The 18,560-nt window shown below is 59.2% G+C and carries 5 protein-coding genes, 2 tRNA genes and 1 CRISPR repeat array; of the genes, 4 read left to right on the top strand and 3 right to left on the bottom strand.

What is annotated here, in order from left to right:
• Nucleotides 1–65: 65 nt before the first annotated feature.
• Nucleotides 66–1,766, bottom strand: a complete 1,701-nt coding sequence (locus NET03_RS02955; protein ID WP_252127393.1) for a CAP domain-containing protein — start codon at nt 1,764–1,766, stop codon at nt 66–68.
• Between the two features lie 104 nt (nt 1,767–1,870).
• On the opposite strand from NET03_RS02955, the gene NET03_RS02950 reads away from it, so the two are divergent.
• Nucleotides 1,871–2,284 (top strand): hypothetical protein, encoded by a 414-nt coding sequence (locus tag NET03_RS02950; protein ID WP_252127392.1) that lies wholly within the window; start codon nt 1,871–1,873, stop codon nt 2,282–2,284.
• On the opposite strand, the gene NET03_RS02945 is transcribed toward NET03_RS02950, so the two are convergent.
• Nucleotides 2,278–3,855: a helix-turn-helix domain-containing protein gene (locus NET03_RS02945; RefSeq protein WP_252127391.1), complete on the bottom strand. Its 1,578-nt coding sequence runs from the start codon at nt 3,853–3,855 to the stop codon at nt 2,278–2,280. The genes NET03_RS02950 and NET03_RS02945 overlap by 7 nt on opposite strands.
• Before the next feature lie 116 nt (nt 3,856–3,971).
• Nucleotides 3,972–6,368 (bottom strand): hypothetical protein, encoded by a 2,397-nt coding sequence (locus NET03_RS02940; RefSeq protein WP_252127390.1) that lies wholly within the window; start codon nt 6,366–6,368, stop codon nt 3,972–3,974.
• 739 nt (nt 6,369–7,107) lie between these two features.
• Nucleotides 7,108–12,880: a CRISPR direct-repeat array (repeat unit 30 nt; unit sequence GTTTCAAGCCCTCATAGGTACTGTCTGAAC).
• 301 nt (nt 12,881–13,181) lie between these two features.
• Here NET03_RS02940 and NET03_RS02935 point away from each other — a divergent pair.
• The 3 genes from NET03_RS02935 to NET03_RS02925 all read left to right on the top strand — a co-directional run bounded on the left by NET03_RS02935 (nt 13,182) and on the right by NET03_RS02925 (nt 17,952).
• Nucleotides 13,182–13,406 (top strand): hypothetical protein, encoded by a 225-nt coding sequence (locus NET03_RS02935; protein ID WP_252127389.1) that lies wholly within the window; start codon nt 13,182–13,184, stop codon nt 13,404–13,406.
• Between the two features lie 4,353 nt (nt 13,407–17,759).
• Nucleotides 17,760–17,843: transfer RNA gene (locus tag NET03_RS02930), tRNA-Ser, on the top strand.
• 17 nt (nt 17,844–17,860) lie between these two features.
• Nucleotides 17,861–17,952 (top strand) — tRNA-Ser (locus NET03_RS02925).
• Nucleotides 17,953–18,560 lie beyond the last annotated feature (608 nt).

The following is an 18,560-nucleotide window of genomic DNA, read 5'->3' as shown; positions in this document are numbered from 1 at the left end:
TGTCTCTTCCTTCCTTACTGAATCAGTGGGTGTCCGGCCTTCCAAGTGTCCGACAGCTTTGGCAATCAGCTTGACGGCGGTGGTGTACCATATCGCCACTCGTAGTAGTGTCGTCCAACGTTCCCCATCTCCACTCGCCAGCCTTCCGGATTGTCGGGCGTGTAGGTCAGGAGCCGCCGCTCGAACGCCTGGACCAGTACCCAGCGTACCTCACCCTGCAACCGGACGAGGGCCCAGTATGGCTCGGCGATCGGTCGTCCAACAATGAAGAGCGGGTCCCAGGGTTGCGTCTGGAACCACTCCACGAATGGACTCGCCACGTTATGCCCAGTGACTGGGTCATAGGCTGCATAGGTTGCTCCGACGCGGGTCGGGTCTTCGCTGACGACTCCATCACGACGGAGGACCTCACTGATCTGCTGCCCGCGGCGATCTGGCGATGGTCTTCCAGTGACCATCGCACTGTGCCGCCGGAGGCGCGCGTAGGTCGGTGCCTCAGGGTTGAACGGAGCCGGATCCCCGGCAAGCGGAATTTCGGGTGGTGTGCGGGATGTGAAGCGAACGTCACCGGTCTGCAGCTGTCCAAGCACCATTTCACGAACGAGGAGGCCGCTGGTCACTGACCAGAGTGCCGTGAGGTCAGCGTTGGGATTGGTGAGTTCAAGCCGAGCCTTATCGAAGTAGACAACCTGGCGGCGCCCGCCAGGCGCTTCAGCATACGGTTCCCAGCGTACGGCCCAGGCATCAGGGCCGAAGATCCATCCCTCACGTTGTCCGCTCGCGACTGGGCCGTCGATTGCCAGCCAGCGTTGTTGAATAGTCGCGGGGGCTGCAGTTAGCCCAGGTGGGAGGGGCAGCGACAACGCAGGTGTCCCAGGAGTGAGCGGTTCGCCGTCTGTGGATGCGGTCCGGAAGGTTCCGCTGAGCCGGAAGTGCTGGCCATCGATTGTCCCCTCGATGACATACTGGTAGCTCGTTCCCATGGTGAGCGGTGCCGTTGCTGCGAGAAATGCAGCACGGCGTGTCAGCCAACCCGATCCGGTCGCGAAATGGATGGGAACACGCTGACCCTCGCGCAGGAGCTCGCCGCGGGTAAAGATGACCGTTCCCGGACCGAAATACTTTGCAGTGATCGGGTACCCAAGGGGATATTGGGCACCAGGAAACGGATTGGGCGCCTCGCCCCAGAAATGTGTTGGGACACCAGCCATTCCATCGATCGGCCAAAGCACCCACTCAGGAGATGCCTGCTCACTCCAAGGGGCTGTCGTGCCGACCATGACAACCTCGATCCGCACCGTACCCTCGTTCACGGCCCCGAAGCCGATATGTTGGTAGCGCGGATCAAGAAGCGGTAAGCGGTGGTTGACTGTTCCCAGAAATGCGTTAACGGAGGCGGAAAGTGAGCCGGTCAACCCGATGTTCTCATTAACCGAACCGTCGTAGCCCTGGGCACGGGCTCGGGCGAGGATATCCTCGCCGGTGAAGCCTGGGTTCCCTGGCTTCTCGCGATGCAGCCCCATACCTGCTAAGTCGGGATCTCCGATATTCAGCCGGTAGTAATTGGCATGGGCTTGGGCGGCTGCCTCAAGTGCCAGGTGTCTCGTCAAGGGAGCTAGACCGGCCCATCCGCGCCAGCGGTTGATTCGCTCGAGCACCTCTGTCGCCTCGTCAGCCGCTGCTCTTGCGTGACGCGAGAGAACGACGGCGACCAAAGCTGGTGCTCCGATGCTCGCGAGGAACTCCCGTCGCGTCCGTCCTCGCACCCTGTCCCCCTTCCCGCAGACGGAGCTCGCTTCCTTATACTACGGGAACGTGGGCCCGAGCGTCGTCGCCGATCGGTCCTAATCGGGCGAGCAGGAGTGGAAGAATGACCTTCGACACGCGTGATCTGCGCATTGGCATGGACGTTTACACCGCCGACTGGGTGTACCTTGGAACGGTGCGGCGGGTTCGCCTTGGCCCTGCGCCGAACATGCGGCCAGTGCGGGCTCTTCCCAATGAGGGGAGCATCGTGTCCGGTGAATTTCTCGGGCCACAGCCGACTGCACCACTTGGGAATCCTGGTCCCCTGGTCCAGACTGCAGCCAACGGGTATGCTACCGGGTCTGATGATGCCTTGCCGTTGGGAACAGGGGCGATCGCTGTCGGGCGACTTCCTCTGCCGCTCGGTTGGTACTGGATTCCCGTGTCCGCTATTCAGATTGTCTCGTTTGAACGTCTCGTGCTGGGGCGCACGGCGGCCGAGTTGGGGCGACGGCCGCGTCGACCGCGTCCTCACTGAGGAGCTTCTGGCTCGGCAGGAGGCAGGGCTCCGAGGGTAAGCGCGAGATAGAGCAGTAAGCGGTCGCGCGCATCGCTGAGGTTACGCGCCGTTCGTTCTGCGACTTGTGTCAGCCGATAGGCGACCGTGTTGCGATGGATACCGAGGCGAGCGGCGACTTCGGATGCGCTGCCGTATTCAAGGAATGCTGCGAGTGTCTGCAAGAGTTCGTTTGCACGCTCGTCCTCCTCGAGTAACGGCCCAAGCACCCGCTGACGGAACGCCTCGGCTTCTGGGTGGCCCCAGAGGTGGTAGAGAAGGGCGAAGGGACCAGTGACGCTTAGGTCATCAAACCTGGCGACTGGACCAGGGACGACCCCACTGCGCACAAGGCCGGCCAAGAAACGGGCTTGCCGTAGCCCTTCGGGGGCTGTGCGCAGCCGAGGCAGTGGCCTTGCAAAGACAAGGTACCACGGCTGCAGTGCGTGCCGCCGTTCGACCAGGGACGGCCCGCTCAGGAAAGACTGACGCTGGGTCGGTGTCAACGCTGCAGCGCGGGCTTCGATCTGAGCAGCTTCCTCTGGAGTGAGAAGAAGAGCGATCGCCTCACCCAACGTCGTTCCCCGATCACGCGTGCCGGGGTCGGTGAGGCGCCGGACGAGCTGGTCACGTGTCTCCGGTTTCTCGCCGCCGAGGAGGGCGACCACGATGGGGCCGTTTGGATTGAGGCCGAGGCGCTGAGCGATATGAGGAAGCACATTGTCACTCAGCCGACCGAGCAAGAGGTCGGCGACGAGCTGGCTTAGCGGTGCGGGACGCGTGGACCGACCCTCCTGGGCAAGCAGACTCGCGCAAAGCCCGGCGAGCAACGAGAGGACGAGGCGGTCACGTTCCGTGCTGCTTTCCGAAGCGAGAAGAGAAAGATAGGCGAGCCGCCCGCTCGCGCTGAGAGTTGTCAGGAGACGCTCACCGCGCCCTTCCGGGAGTGTCCGCACCGTTGGATGGGGACGGGCATGTGCAAGTGCCGTCGGTGGCGCGGGGACGGGGGCGGGACCAGCGGCGGCCAGAACAAGGCCTTCGCTGTCCTGGAGCACGAGTGAGCGACCACTGGCAAGTGCAGCAGCCTGGACGACGGCTTCGATCCCCCCTGTCAAGGCGGCACGCGAGAACTCCCGGGTGAGTTCGGTCGAGAGGCGGTAGAGCGCGCGCCGTTGCTCAGTGAGCAGGCGGTTCAGCGTCGATTCGAGGTCGAGCGGGATCGGGCCGGGAAACAGGAGGAAGGGCAGCGAGCCGATTGGCTCCTCGAAGAGGTTTGGTTCGGTGACGAGCGCAGCGATCGGTGCTTCAGCCAGTGTCTCAAGGAGCTCTACTGCATTGGCCATTCCTGTGGCTTCGATCTCGCGGAGGGCTCGGCCACTCAAGATGATAAGCTCGTCACCGCGCAGCGGGGGCAGGAAGGGCGGTGCAGCGCGCACATTCACTGCCCAGGAGATGGGTCGCTCAAGGACGAGTTCCTCCGTCTGTCCTGGTGGGCAGACGAGCGTGAAACGACGATCCCAGCGGCAGAGATCGCGGAGAAGCAGTTCAGCCATGGCACACCCTACGGCTTCCTCGCCGAACGCAGCGCTGGCGCCATTGCCAGCGCACGATACCGAGTGTAGCAGGGTGGACTGCGACGTGCCGGCTGCCTACAGCCGCATCGAACCGCTCACCGTGGAAGGGCAACTTGCTGTTCCACCAGCAGTTCGTCGCCGGGATCGAGCGCCCCCGGCGTTGTGCCGCGATCCCACCAGAGTCGCACCGTGAACGTGGGCGGTGCAACCGGGTCCAGGGCGCAGACGAACAAGGACACGGTGATATTTCCACTGCCCAGTGAGCGGACGGGTGAACCACTGGAACAAGCCGGATCGCTGTCCACGTCTGCATTGCCATCGATTAGCTCGACAATGAGCGGGGTACCGGGAAGGCCGACAGCGGTGAGCCCAATATCAGGCTGACTACCCGGACCTTGGGCGTCCCAGGTCGGAAGCAGGCTTATGCCAAGGATCGGCGCTGCCCACCCAGCGGTCAATGGTGTCGCAGTCGCTCCGTCGCCAAGGATGGCGGCGTTGACGTGCGTCCCGGCGGCAGCAGCTGCTCCGGCTTCCACCCAGAGAACGGCAGTACCGGACAGTCGGTTCAGGTTGGGGAACTGCGTCGGAAGATAGAGAACGCCGAGGCCACGTGGGCCGAGCGGGATCGTGAGGCGGAGAGGGGCCGGCGCAGCAGTCGGCCAGATCTCGACTGTTGTCGGCGCCTGACTGAGAGTGGCGTTGGCCACCGTGATCCCTGTGACGTCCCCGCTTTCTGCTGGGACCGCAACATGCATGAGTGGTAGCAGCAAGGAGACACCTGCTGGAACAGCCGGCGTTGCCGGCAAAGTCAGCGCCCGACCGGCATTGGTCACATATTTCACCGTATCGCCGATCACAGCAACAGGCCCGGTAGCTCGCACCTGGAGCGAGAAGAGTTGCAACACGTGGCCGCTCAGTTGCTCTCCGTCGACAGGAGTGAGTGGAGTCTGACCAGGCAATCCGGATGGGAGATCGGGACGATAGAGGATCGTCTGCTCAGTGGGTGCGAGCGTTCGCCGCTCTGACCGGACGAGTGCGCCACTTGGGTTGTGGAAAGCAAGATCGACGGTAACCTGGTTCCGTGAAAGATTGGTGATCGCCAGACCGGTGTTCCAGCCGTTGTGATTTGAATAGACGATGGGGAGCAGCAATTCACCCGGCGTGTGGTCAGGATCAACAGCAGAGTTGGTCAATGCGAGTTTGTGGCTTGGCTTGATGCGATCGGCGCTGGCAAGAGGCCCGCAGCTGCTCAGCAACCATGCCGTGCCGATGAAATCGGCGGGGAGATCGAGCGTACGGAGGTCAAGGTGCCACATCTCGCCTGGGGCAAGGGAGCGAGTGCTGGACCAGCGGAGCTCGCCGCGCCCATCACGGAGCGCAACTTGAAGCGGGCAGGTCATTGAGCCGCGATGGGCAAGGTGAAGGACGGTTGTCCACCCGTTATGACGCTGAATCAGAGGGAGCACAGCCTGCGAACTGAGCTGGCTGAACATGGCAGCCGGAAGACTCGAAACGATTGCGGCCCCGGTGGTGGAGCCATCCGGTGCGGTAGGTGCTCCGGCGGTCAGCAGCAGCATCGCCGAGAGCCGTGGTTCGCGGCACATTGTCTCCTGGGCATGAACGATGACCGAATAACGTGCGCCGGGGGGAATCCCGCCGTCGTCGTCGCCGGAGAGCGTGCCCCAGTGAATGGTGACGGCGCCAGCGCTGACTGTTGCCTGCCAGCGGCCGGAGGTATCAACAGCGGTCGGATCGCCAAGACCGAGACTGGCCCAGTACCGCGGGCCGTAACGGACCTCGACCACGGTAATCGGTCCGAGTCCCTCAGGGAGACGGACTGCGTCAGCGCTATCCACGACTCCTTTGACAGCAGCAAGCTCAATTGCCCGTGTTCGGCTGACACAGGCGGAGGCATCGGCCATCAGTGCAGCTGGTGGATCAAGCAGAGCGATGAGTACTGGCTGCCCATCAGGGCAGTCAACGACAACGACCTCGTATTCGCCGGTGGGCTCCCATCCCGGAAGGGACCAGTCGATCTGGAGCTCGGCGCCGAGGACCTGCCAGGTGTAGTCGATTCCAACCTGGAAGCCCGGGATCTCAACACGGTCCACCGAAAGGGAGATCGTCGGTAAGAAAACCGTATCGATCCCGTCTGGCTGGTGCTTGCGGATGACCGTGCGGTATCGTCGGCAAGCGCCGAAGAGCTGCTCAGCAGAGACGATTGTTGAAGCATGAGGGTCGAGTGCCACGGTACGGAGGAGTGTGCCGCTAGTGGTCCGGAGTTCGACCGTGAGAGGAGCTGCCTCTGGATTTTGGAGGATGATTGTGCCGTACCAGGGGCCGGTGTCGGCGTAGTGCTCTCCGTTTGGAACGTAAGGGAAGGCCAGGCGCGGGGTTGGCGGTGCGGAGTCTTGTGCGAAGGAAGGATCAACGACAGTGAAGAGAGGAAGCAGCACGGCGAAGACAACAAAGGGCAAGAGGACACGCGGCACGACCTGCACTCCCTCCCTGGAAGGGGCGCGGGCACTGCCGCAGCGCTCGCGCCCAAACCGTCACCAAGGATCGTCCCTACTGTAGGACCCATCAGTTAGCCTGTCAAGATTGTGCGAGGGAGTCAGCGCCGATGAAGGTTTCAAAGGCTTGGGATAAAAGAGTGGGCTAGCATGACCAAAGAGAAGGTTCAGAATGAACCTCCAAAAGTGCTGCTAGTAGGTAGAAGGAGGTCTTTCCGCTTGGCGCGAGGCATCTGCGCTGAGGCCTGTCACACCTCCACTTGGACCGCTCCGTCGTCAGGTAGTGAGCGCAGCGGAACCTGCGGGCGTTGAATAAACGGTCAAGTTCCTGGTGCAGGATGACCAGGATGTGACCGTGCCGAACGGCGGAGCTTGTCTTCCGTAATGGTGTTCGGAATGCAGTCGAATCTGCGCCAGAAACGGTGACGACATTGTGGCCCGTGCGATTGCGGGCGATCACCGTTGATGAATCCAGGTGAACAACGGTGGACAGCTGGTCCCCTGGCGCAGGAGATGGGGTTCAGCGAGGAGAGGAAGCCACCGGACGTTGTGAAGCGCGAGCAGCGCCGTCACTGAGAGGCGGGATGGGTTGGTGAGTGTGGAAACGATGCGCTCCTGCGAGAGGAATGAGCGCTGGTGTCGAGAGCGGATGGAACCGGGTGCTCTGGCTGGAGATGAGGCCTGGGGCCTCGGGTGCAGAGGGGGTGCCCCTCATGCTTCTACCAGCCCTCATAGGTACTGTCTGAACTCTCGTATTCCAGCGGATCCTCGTTCGTGATAATTTGGTTTCAAGCCCTCATAGGTACTGTCTGAACATGAAGGAGCAACGAGAGGGGAATCGCATCTTTCTCGTTTCAAGCCCTCATAGGTACTGTCTGAACCAGTCGGCTATGCAGCAGCCCACATACCCGTACCAGCGTTTCAAGCCCTCATAGGTACTGTCTGAACCGGCGAGGCGCCGAGCGGTGCATTCCCCGAGTTCCGGTTTCAAGCCCTCATAGCTACTGTCTGAACGGATGAGACAGTCGTCGTCCTAATCAGGTAACAGGAATTTCAAGCCCTCATAGGTACTGTCTGAACCGTATTGGTCTCTGATACGGAGCTCGCTCCTCGCCAATTTCAAGCCCTCATAGGTACTGTCTGAACGTACGCCTCATACTTCATGTGCTTCTATCACAATCGCTATTTCAAGCCCTCATAGGTACTGTCTGAACTTCCTTACTCTGCACGCACGCACACGATTCGTGCGTATTTCAAGCCCTCATAGGTACTGTCTGAACTCCAGCGGCGCATTGAGTGGGTTGGGCTACTCGAAGTTTCAAGCCCTCATAGGTACTGTCTGAACTCGTTTCCTCGTCGACAAGCGAGAGACACATTGTTGAGTTTCAAGCCCTCATAGGTACTGTCTGAACTCGGTGGTGATGGGCACATTGATCTGGAGATGAGAGTTTCAAGCCCTCATAGGTACTGTCTGAACGCGCTTCCGCATAGTAAGGGAAGGAGGCGAGATTGAGTTTCAAGCCCTCATAGGTACTGTCTGAACCGAGGTGCACTGCGTTTGCGAACGGCCCCACGCGCTCGTTTCAAGCCCTCATAGGTACTGTCTGAACGGTCCATGGTGGCCGAAGGTGATGCCTGATCTTCTGGTTTCAAGCCCTCATAGGTACTGTCTGAACCTATAGCGTCGGCGCATACGTGATACCAACGACCTAGTTTCAAGCCCTCATAGGTACTGTCTGAACGCATAAGTTGCGCTACATTTGCGAGACACTTAAGCTGTTTCAAGCCCTCATAGGTACTGTCTGAACAGTACGACAACAGCTGATGCCCCCTCGACAGAGACCTGTTTCAAGCCCTCATAGGTACTGTCTGAACTGAGCTGACTTAATGAGGTCAGCCAGTGCGTATCCGAGTTTCAAGCCCTCATAGGTACTGTCTGAACTGATGGTTCGTTCCCCTGTGATGATGAATTGCTCCTGTTTCAAGCCCTCATAGGTACTGTCTGAACAAGTTCGCGGCGGGGAATCTGCGCATTATTGAGCGCGTTTCAAGCCCTCATAGGTACTGTCTGAACTGAGTGCACACTGTACCGAGTGGACTTTTATGATCAGTTTCAAGCCCTCATAGGTACTGTCTGAACGTGTTTCATAAGGGATATGCGGATTAGAGTGATCAGTTTCAAGCCCTCATAGGTACTGTCTGAACGCCGAGCTCGTTCCAGCTCCAGTGCGCGACGAGCCTGTTTCAAGCCCTCATAGGTACTGTCTGAACCCCGCGTCGCGCCCCTTGCTGCATCCACGAGGCCCGGTTTCAAGCCCTCATAGGTACTGTCTGAACAACATTTCGTCGTTCTGTTGCGCTCGTGGATTTTGCGTTTCAAGCCCTCATAGGTACTGTCTGAACGCCTCCCGCTTTGACCACCGCTTCTCGGAGCTGCTGTTTCAAGCCCTCATAGGTACTGTCTGAACGTGCCATATGGCACCGGCCCGCACTGGCCACCTGGGGTTTCAAGCCCTCATAGGTACTGTCTGAACTCGAGAGGCAAGGCCAATGGATGACGCGCAACGAGGTTTCAAGCCCTCATAGGTACTGTCTGAACTTGGGGAACGCTGCGACGACCACCCCTCTATTGGCGGTTTCAAGCCCTCATAGGTACTGTCTGAACTAGCTCCTCCCCAGCCCCGACGTGGCCCACTGGGGTGTTTCAAGCCCTCATAGGTACTGTCTGAACGCAATTACAATGAGGCGTTGTCCGACTTTTACCGGAGTTTCAAGCCCTCATAGGTACTGTCTGAACGACCAGGAGAGCGATGAGCATGTTATCGTGTATATCCGCGTTTCAAGCCCTCATAGGTACTGTCTGAACAACAGCGTCTCCATCGATGCGCACAACGCGCTCGAGTTTCAAGCCCTCATAGGTACTGTCTGAACTCTTCCGCATGGGACAGATAGAGGACCCGTTCCGGGTTTCAAGCCCTCATAGGTACTGTCTGAACCAGACGTTTGCGAGATTGCAGTAGTAGTGAAAGAGAGTTTCAAGCCCTCATAGGTACTGTCTGAACCACTGCTGGAAGGAGGGCGTCATGGAGCGTATCCGAGTTTCAAGCCCTCATAGGTACTGTCTGAACTACGTGGAGGATCGGACACCGCTCTGGATTATTCTGGTTTCAAGCCCTCATAGGTACTGTCTGAACGTTCTGGAGCTCACATGACACTGACGATTTATACAGTTTCAAGCCCTCATAGGTACTGTCTGAACGCCGCGGCGGTGGCCGCCTTCCGGGCCGAGCTTGAGGTTTCAAGCCCTCATAGGTACTGTCTGAACGTAAATGCTGAGCGCCCTATTAAGGGATTCACTCCGGTTTCAAGCCCTCATAGGTACTGTCTGAACGTTTCTGCCCTCACCGCGCAAGCGGTGAGGGCACGGGTTTCAAGCCCTCATAGGTACTGTCTGAACATATGCTAGTTATCGGATTTCCGCTATTCTTGGAGGGTTTCAAGCCCTCATAGGTACTGTCTGAACAGGCCGTCAGCCCCATTGTCCATTTCGGTGACGAGAGTTTCAAGCCCTCATAGGTACTGTCTGAACGAGAAAACCGGCTCGACGCCCATTCTCCGCGCATTGGTTTCAAGCCCTCATAGGTACTGTCTGAACAGGCACGCTCCACCAGGGGGCGCAGCGATGGTAACGTTTCAAGCCCTCATAGGTACTGTCTGAACTACTGCAGCGCCGGCTTGATTGTGGCGGAGCTCGCGTTTCAAGCCCTCATAGGTACTGTCTGAACATTGACCAACACCTGCACCCGCTGCGGCGTCACATGGTTTCAAGCCCTCATAGGTACTGTCTGAACATGGACTGCCCCGGCATCGATTGGCACTGCGGGGCCAGTTTCAAGCCCTCATAGGTACTGTCTGAACATACCCAACCAGCGCTCAATGTTCCGCTCATCCCCAGTTTCAAGCCCTCATAGGTACTGTCTGAACGAGCGACTGCAAGCCGAAGAAATTGCCCAGCCGTGACAGTTTCAAGCCCTCATAGGTACTGTCTGAACTTGCAAACGAAGTTCATTACGTGTTCTTTAATGTATTGTTTCAAGCCCTCATAGGTACTGTCTGAACCCACGCCCGGGATTGGGAGTGGGCCCATCGTATCGCGTTTCAAGCCCTCATAGGTACTGTCTGAACTGTATGGAGACGCCTGGGTCAAGGTGGCAACACGAGTTTCAAGCCCTCATAGGTACTGTCTGAACCCCAAGGTTCTCCTCGCCGGTGACGGTGTTCATGAAGTTTCAAGCCCTCATAGGTACTGTCTGAACGCGCACCGCGTTGGGCATAGACGAAGGCGGGGTCGAGGTTTCAAGCCCTCATAGGTACTGTCTGAACGCATTCGGGAACCTCCTTGTCACGATGGGGATGGGGGTTTCAAGCCCTCATAGGTACTGTCTGAACACTGCCGTGCAGGAGCTCATCGTTGCCGAGCTCGAGGTTTCAAGCCCTCATAGGTACTGTCTGAACTTCTGGGGTGCGTGTGATGTGGAAGCCGTTTCTTCAGTTTCAAGCCCTCATAGGTACTGTCTGAACAACGTCTTCTGATCCTGGCCGGTCTGCTGCTCCCAGTTTCAAGCCCTCATAGGTACTGTCTGAACTGCCGTCAAGTGGGGCATCCTGGCGCGCAATGTCGGTTTCAAGCCCTCATAGGTACTGTCTGAACGTGGCGTATTGAGGGCGCTGGAATACGAGATTTTCGTTTCAAGCCCTCATAGGTACTGTCTGAACCGTATCGATGACCCATTCCTGACCGGTTCGTTCGTGGTTTCAAGCCCTCATAGGTACTGTCTGAACATGCACCCCTGAGCGTCACGGATGACCTCGTCCGTGTTTCAAGCCCTCATAGGTACTGTCTGAACGGCGCGGCGGCACGGTACGGAGCTCCAACCACCGCTGTTTCAAGCCCTCATAGGTACTGTCTGAACGGTTCCAGATTCGCCTGACACCCCGTCTCTGGCCCCGGTTTCAAGCCCTCATAGGTACTGTCTGAACGTGGCGTATTGAGGGCGCTGGAATACGAGATTTTCGTTTCAAGCCCTCATAGGTACTGTCTGAACCGTATCGATGACCCATTCCTGACCGGTTCGTTCGTGGTTTCAAGCCCTCATAGGTACTGTCTGAACATGCACCCCTGAGCGTCACGGATGACCTCGTCCGTGTTTCAAGCCCTCATAGGTACTGTCTGAACGGCGCGGCGGCACGGTACGGAGCTCCAACCACCCCTGTTTCAAGCCCTCATAGGTACTGTCTGAACTCATAGCGTTACTGTTATTGATGGCTGTTGATATTCTGTTTCAAGCCCTCATAGGTACTGTCTGAACAGATCGTCGATTTCCCAGAGCTCCGAGGCATGCCGCGTTTCAAGCCCTCATAGGTACTGTCTGAACGTTCATGGCGGCGTGGGGGCATGGCGGGACGTCCGTGTTTCAAGCCCTCATAGGTACTGTCTGAACGCTCCGCGGCGAAATGACGGCGATGCGGAGACACCGGCGTTTCAAGCCCTCATAGGTACTGTCTGAACATGTAGGCCCAGACATCACGCCAACTCCAGTCTGCGTTTCAAGCCCTCATAGGTACTGTCTGAACATGCATTCGGCGGCAAGACGTCGCGAACGATCGCAATGTTTCAAGCCCTCATAGGTACTGTCTGAACAGCTATGCGCGAAACGGGCCCAGTGTTGGTGCACTATGTTTCAAGCCCTCATAGGTACTGTCTGAACGTGATGAACCGGCGAAGGAAGCGGTCCTGATCCGCAGTTTCAAGCCCTCATAGGTACTGTCTGAACTGACGCAGGATCTCCCCTATCTGGCGCTCTATGACGTTTCAAGCCCTCATAGGTACTGTCTGAACTTCCTCTTCCCTTGCCCCTTCGGCGAAGATCCCAGGTTTCAAGCCCTCATAGGTACTGTCTGAACCAGAGACTGGCGAGGTTGTTGACCAACCGCACGCGAGTTTCAAGCCCTCATAGGTACTGTCTGAACGCTACCACCAGATTAGCGAGGAGGAGCGCAATCGCTGTTTCAAGCCCTCATAGGTACTGTCTGAACGCGCCTCGTCGAACTCATGTACCGCTACAACCGCCGTTTCAAGCCCTCATAGGTACTGTCTGAACGATGGCGCTTACCATTGGCAGCCTGCACGGCCTGTTGTTTCAAGCCCTCATAGGTACTGTCTGAACGTGGACTGGCCATCGTCCGAATTCGAGCGCAATCCCGTTTCAAGCCCTCATAGGTACTGTCTGAACCTGCGAAACAGCGGCTGCACGGTCGACCGGAGCTCGTTTCAAGCCCTCATAGGTACTGTCTGAACCCGCCCCGTCTGCATCCAGTGCCATGGTGATCTCGGGTTTCAAGCCCTCATAGGTACTGTCTGAACCCTCCTTTCTGTCGCGCTAGATCCCTGTGGCGACGATGTTTCAAGCCCTCATAGGTACTGTCTGAACCAAACGGGCGCCGCACGGATGCGACGATCCTCTTTGATAAACGTAGCACGCAAACCTGCGCAGGGCAAGGGGGTGGGTATTCGCAGTCCGTATGGTTTCAGGGTGAAGAGCAGGTCCCGGAATTCGTCGACCCCCGGGGCTTTTTGCAGTACCGGTGGTCGACGGCTCCGTCAGCCCCCTTCGGATGCACCATCGCGCGAGGAGAAAAGTGCTGCATCTTCGTCGACCTGGATGAAGTAGATCCATCACTTGTCAGTGATGGGCTGGCCGAGGGCTGATCGCGTTGTTTTGGATGTAGTAGATGCGTCCTGCATTCGTCTATATCGAAGGCGTCCTCGACGACCACCACGTCGACCCGGATGTCGTAGATGCATCCTACATTAGGACCCACTGCGGCTCGTACAAGCGAATGAGCGTCGACCCGGATGTCGTAGATGCCCCCGGCCCAACTGCCGTGAGGCTGAGGCGAGTGGTTGGAACCTGCGGCAAGATCACCGCAGTCAATATCCTCGCACAGTACCTATGAGGGCTTGAAACGAAGACCTTTTGGCGGCAAGATCATCGCACTCGGGGAGGGTGTTGACTGCGGTCAGGCCGGCGCGGCCTTTTGCGCGTAAGGAGTGGAAGCATCTGACACGCATGCTCAAGGGCGCAGATGCGAGCAGAAGAGAGGGATCAGGTATGACCATGCGATCCGACACGTTTCTTCAGGGTTGCAGATGCGCTCGCTACGCCACTCGTTGTGGTCGTGAGGGAGCATCCGTCACGTCCTCAGGGGCTTCTACAAGAGGTCTGCAGGGTGCTGGGGGTAGGACCATGATGCAGCCTGACTGAGGGTAACCGAGAAGGGTTTAACGTCGTGGTCTCTGACGGCAGTCGCTCCACTGCGACCGCGGAATGCCGGATGCCTGGTCGAGAAGCTCCCAGACTCCTCACAGGAGTTGCTCCGGCCCGACCTCGCCGCACCCGGGAGTAGGCAGATGCCCCTCTGTTGTCGCAGCAGACGGCTATGGCTGCCATAGCTGTCAAGCCAAGGTATCGCCATCGTCGACCGGCGGTGAAGGCTCGCATCTCGCGCGACTCGAGTATTGCGCTGGGGGCATCGACAAAAGTGCGGTCGGCCGAAGGGTGCCATGTCCTGGTGCATCACCCTGCTTTCGCCTGTTGCCGCGAATTGTTCAGCAAGAGAAGCCGCTCGTACGGGTGGACGCGGGGGCGACTTCGCCTCGCCATCAAAGTGTCTCGCAAAGAGAAGGCGCACAGTCGCCTCTTGGGGCCCGACTGGCTTTCCGGGCCTTTACCAATCGTCTTCGTGATGCACCTCTGGAAGTAGCGAACGCGGGTGCCGGCCGCCGGTGACGTGTTGCAACGCCAATCAGTCTGAAGGTGAGTTTCCCATCGCAGGTTGCGCCGAAAGGTCCCTTGACTCCGTCGCTGAGAAGACTGGCCGGATGCGCTGTTCCAATGCGTATCAGAGAACGGCTCGAAAGGGCATGCCGGTTTTCTCTGCTGTCCCAAGACATCCCTGCTTGCCTTCTCAAAGCTGTCATGCGCAGGGTGTCCTCGTGGAAACGTGTTTCGGCACGTGCCATTGCATAGGCGCTCCTGACCATGGTCCACAACAAAAACCAGACAGAGAACACTCGCTGATCCCGACGAGCGCTGGACGATCTCGGCCTTAGCCCGCCGGGCTCCAACACAGAGATCACCCGATAACACCCGTGCCGTTGCAAGTGGTCGGAAGTCTTTAACAAGATGTGGGAAATGGACAGCCACCGAACACGAACCCGTACACCGTGCAGGAGCACACGAGCCCGGCCACGCGTTGGACGGCTTCGATACGCAGGCGATCACGAGAGTGGCTGTTGTGCTTCGGTGGGCGAAGGACTTCTCGGTTGTCAAGCGGGAGCTCCGACCCGATCGTCGACCAGGTCTGCGCGCCCCCGTCGCCCTCCCATTTGTCAAGCAGGCGCTCGGACCAGGAGTGGAAGGGACGTGTTTGGGTCGGTGAGGAACGTCGCCCGATGGCTATGCAAAGGATGCTGAACGAGCGGAAGCACGTGACCCAGCGGTGCGAGCACTGGCTGCCTTTGGGCAGCTCTCCTTGCTCATCATCTGATGACTGTCATCTCACCGTGAGGACGCGCTACCGGCGCCAAACGACTGCGATCGCCTCCGTCGACCTCGTGTTTGGTGAACAGAAGATATCATTGCGTCGCACGGGGAGAACCGTTCCACGGGAACCATCGTGTTCCCCCTTGCCAGGCGAGCCACTCCCCACGGTGCTTCCTCGCGTCTGTCTGCCGAACCGTCGGGAACCCTTCCGGTCAGCCCACGTCATGCGTGTCTCTCCGAGTCTCTGAGGGGCGCTCCACCTCGACATGACTTCTCGTTAGACGAGGATTAGGGACCCTCGACCCTCCGACGATGGGCTCCGTTCCAGCTGTGGATCCGTTCCTGTTGGGCACGAGCGTCCCTGTCCCAGATACATGACGGTAATCGCCCGCCGTGAAGGACTCCCCCGTCGGACACTGTTGTCGTTGCAGATCACGGGAGAAAGCGGCAGGGTACCACCGGCACCCGATCGGTCGAGGAGAGCAGCCGACGATTCGAATACGGGGTGAAACTGGGTTGCTACCGGTTGTGTTGCAAGCTCGTGGGTTGTTCCAAGGTTGCCGTCAATCGGTGAAGCTGGGGTCTCACCTCATGCTTCATGAATGGAGATTCCGGCATCCGCCAGGAGGCCGTGAGCGAGTCCTCCGTCTCACCTCATGCTTCATGAATGGAGATTCCGGCATCCGCCAGGAGGCCGTGAGCGAGTCCTCCGTCTCACCTCATGCTTCATGAATGGAGATTCCGGCATCCGCCAGGAGGCCGTGAGCGAGTCCTCCGTCTCACCTCATGCTTCATGAATGGAGATGGCATTCATGAGCGTGTTCGGGCGACGCTCGAGGAGTTCTCACCTCATGCTTCATGAATGGCGACTGCATGCTGCAGGGGGTCAGTCGTGAACTCGGCGTCAGTTCCTCCCTGACGCTTCGTGATTGGAGTCGACGACGATGGACGCCGAGGTTCTCGCTTGACGGTTCATCGTCGGCTTGCGTCCGCGAGCTCACGAGCGACGTGTCGTACCTCAGTCGTAGGAGACCGCCGAGCGGTTTGCCAGAAGCTCAATGATTTAGCGGTTATCGTTCGCATGTGGAGGCCTCGCCTCTCGGCAAGCCTGAGTCGGGAAATCTTCGAGCTGCCACCGGTCTGAGCGAAGGGAACGACCCGGCAGTGTCTCGCGCCGGTCAGGAAACCTCAGAGGTGCTCCCTGTACTGGACTGGTTGGAGAAGCCCAGAGTGATTGCGGGACAGGCATGGACCCGAGTGACCACTTGTATCCGCTGGGCCGAAGACGCTGCGCCATGCGTGTGGCTGGAGAGAGGACGTCTCTTCTCTGCAACAGTCAATACCTACGCCCACAGCATAGAAGTACGGGTTGGGCGTCCGCTGGAAAACGGGGTGGATGGCGTGGATCGCGCATCTTTCCGGTGAAACGAGCGGGAGCGCACGAATTCCCTTTGGCCCGACAATTCGAGCTGATACGCGGGTGCGCTGCGGGTGCTGGTGCCGGGTGCGCTGCCTTTGGCCCGACAATTCGAGCTGATACGCGGGTGCGCTGCGGGTGCTGGTGCCGGGTGCGCTGCCTTTGGCCCGACAATTCGAGCTGATACGCGGGTGCGCTGCGGGTGCTGGTGCCGGGTGCGCTGCCTTTGGCCCGACAATTCGAGCTGATACCCCATGCGCTCCCGCGGTTGTTCCCAATGGCGATGCCTGCTGTTCGTCGAGGATGGGCTGGGGACCGTGTGTGTCATGGACGCAGACGATCACGACCCGGACGGGGAGGTCGAGGGCTTCGCCGTTTGCTGGGACCGTGTGTGTCATGGACGCATTCAGTGGAGCGCAGCGAGTTCTTGTCCAGCCTTTGCTGACTGGCGTGTCCCGAGCGGTCACGGTGTTGCCCCGGGCTCATCTCGCGCAACACGGTTGACTCCGGTGGAGGACAGCAAACACTATTTGCAGCTCGCACAGGAGTGGCGACGGCGGTGCGTCGGAGCGCGGCACAGGCCGGACGAGACCGATCCTTCTGCCCGAGCGTTGTCATCGCCCGCAGGTCGGCCCCGTTGCGTCGGCAGACACTAGAGGTATGGGAAGAAGCTGACGTGCTCGTCCCATGGTGACTGTTTGTCCGACGATTGCGTTGCTGTCCTTGCGATCACCACCTCACAGACAGTGTGGCGTATCTCCCAAGGCGCTCATTGACCTGGCGGGCGCAAGGGGTGCAGGTGCGCACGAACACGAGCGGACTGCAGAGATGACTCGAGAAATCTGCCGTAAAACGGTCGCAAGCCGGTCGTGTCCCGCCAAGGGTACTGCGGTCCTGCATCGTGCCACTACAAGGCTTTCCACCCACCCGCACTCACGACCAGCAATGTGACGTCCGTGGCGCTTATTCTCCAGATTCAATGTCTTCGCATCGGGGCACGAAAGAGCGGGGAGTTGCGTTCGTCGAGTGCTCAGTGCAGGTTCGTGGTGCGGCAGGGTGGTCACGTGTGAAGGCTTCTCCTCTGTCCGTACGATGCGGAGTCGACAACGGCCGATTGAAAAGGCAGAGTGGTGAATGCTGCGGAATTGGAGAGTGCCTGGCAAGTGCAGTCAGAGCGGCGATCGAACGACCTTGTACGGCATTGGATGGGCTGACCCCCGCCGATTCGGTGGAGAGCGGCCACTTGAGCGGTCGCGCTCTCCCTGGACTGATCTCCTCCATCGCTGCTATACTGTCAGCACGGGCTTCACGCTCGAGTGGTGGTCTGTACACTAGAGCGTGGTGCGCGGAGAGGTGGCCGAGTGGTTGAAGGCGGCCGTCTTGAAAACGGCAAGGCGATGAGCCTCGGGGGTTCGAATCCCTCCCTCTCCGCCGCGGGCCCGTTCTTTGGGAAGGTGCCTGAGAGGTCGAAAGGGGTCGCCTGCTAAGCGATTGGGGCGAGCAAAACTCGCCCCCGTGGGTTCGAATCCCACCCTTCCCGCCGATGGTTGCCAAGCGGTGGTTCGCCTCTGGTGACATCATGCTGTCCTCGCTGCATTGCCTGGCCAGCGAGTTGGTCTGTGGTGTGCGGCTGTCACCGAGGCTCTCTCCGTGCCGATAGGTCTCCGCACTGCGACACCAATGGGCCGGATACCTGTTCACGGCGACCCGACCATCTTTCTTCCCCCTTGCGGCGCTAACGGGGTCTCCGTGAGTGCCGTCGTGCCGCGAGTGTTTGCGGAGTGTTCTGGAGATCCTTAATTCACGCGGAACACCGCTGGGCAGAGCTCCTCGCAACTCTGAGTCTCCGAGGTACCGAATCCTGCAGCTGGAGGATCACCTCGTGGAAAAGTCGTACGCCATTCCCCACACCCGGTAGGGCGGCTTCCTCTTTGTTTCTCTCCCGGCCGAACATCCTCCTGTTTGGAGAGTTGGCCCTCACAGTGAGGAGCTCGAGTGCAACGGCCAGGCGTGCCCAGAATGGGTGGACGTGCGCTCATGCCTCGGTCGCTTCTCTGATTTCAAGGAGATTGTCACCTCCTTGCGGCGACGTTGGTTCGCGTGCGTGCGCCATGGCCTGCGCAGCAAGAGTTCGAGAAGCGCGGCGAG

It is taken from the genome of Thermomicrobium sp. CFH 73360 (genome assembly GCF_023806465.1).
GTDB lineage: Bacteria > Chloroflexota > Chloroflexia > Thermomicrobiales > Thermomicrobiaceae > Thermomicrobium.
This window is presented reverse-complemented; position numbering and strand designations above follow the sequence as displayed.

Bases quoted from the DNA above. Each gene is read 5' to 3' on its own strand.
- NET03_RS02950 (WP_252127392.1), top strand. From the start codon at position 1,871: ATGACCTTCGACACGCGTGATCTGCGCATTGGCATGGACGTTTACACC.
- NET03_RS02935 (WP_252127389.1), top strand. From the start codon at position 13,182: ATGCGTCCTGCATTCGTCTATATCGAAGGCGTCCTCGACGACCACCAC.
- NET03_RS02945 (WP_252127391.1), bottom strand. From the start codon at position 3,855: ATGGCTGAACTGCTTCTCCGCGATCTCTGCCGCTGGGATCGTCGTTTC.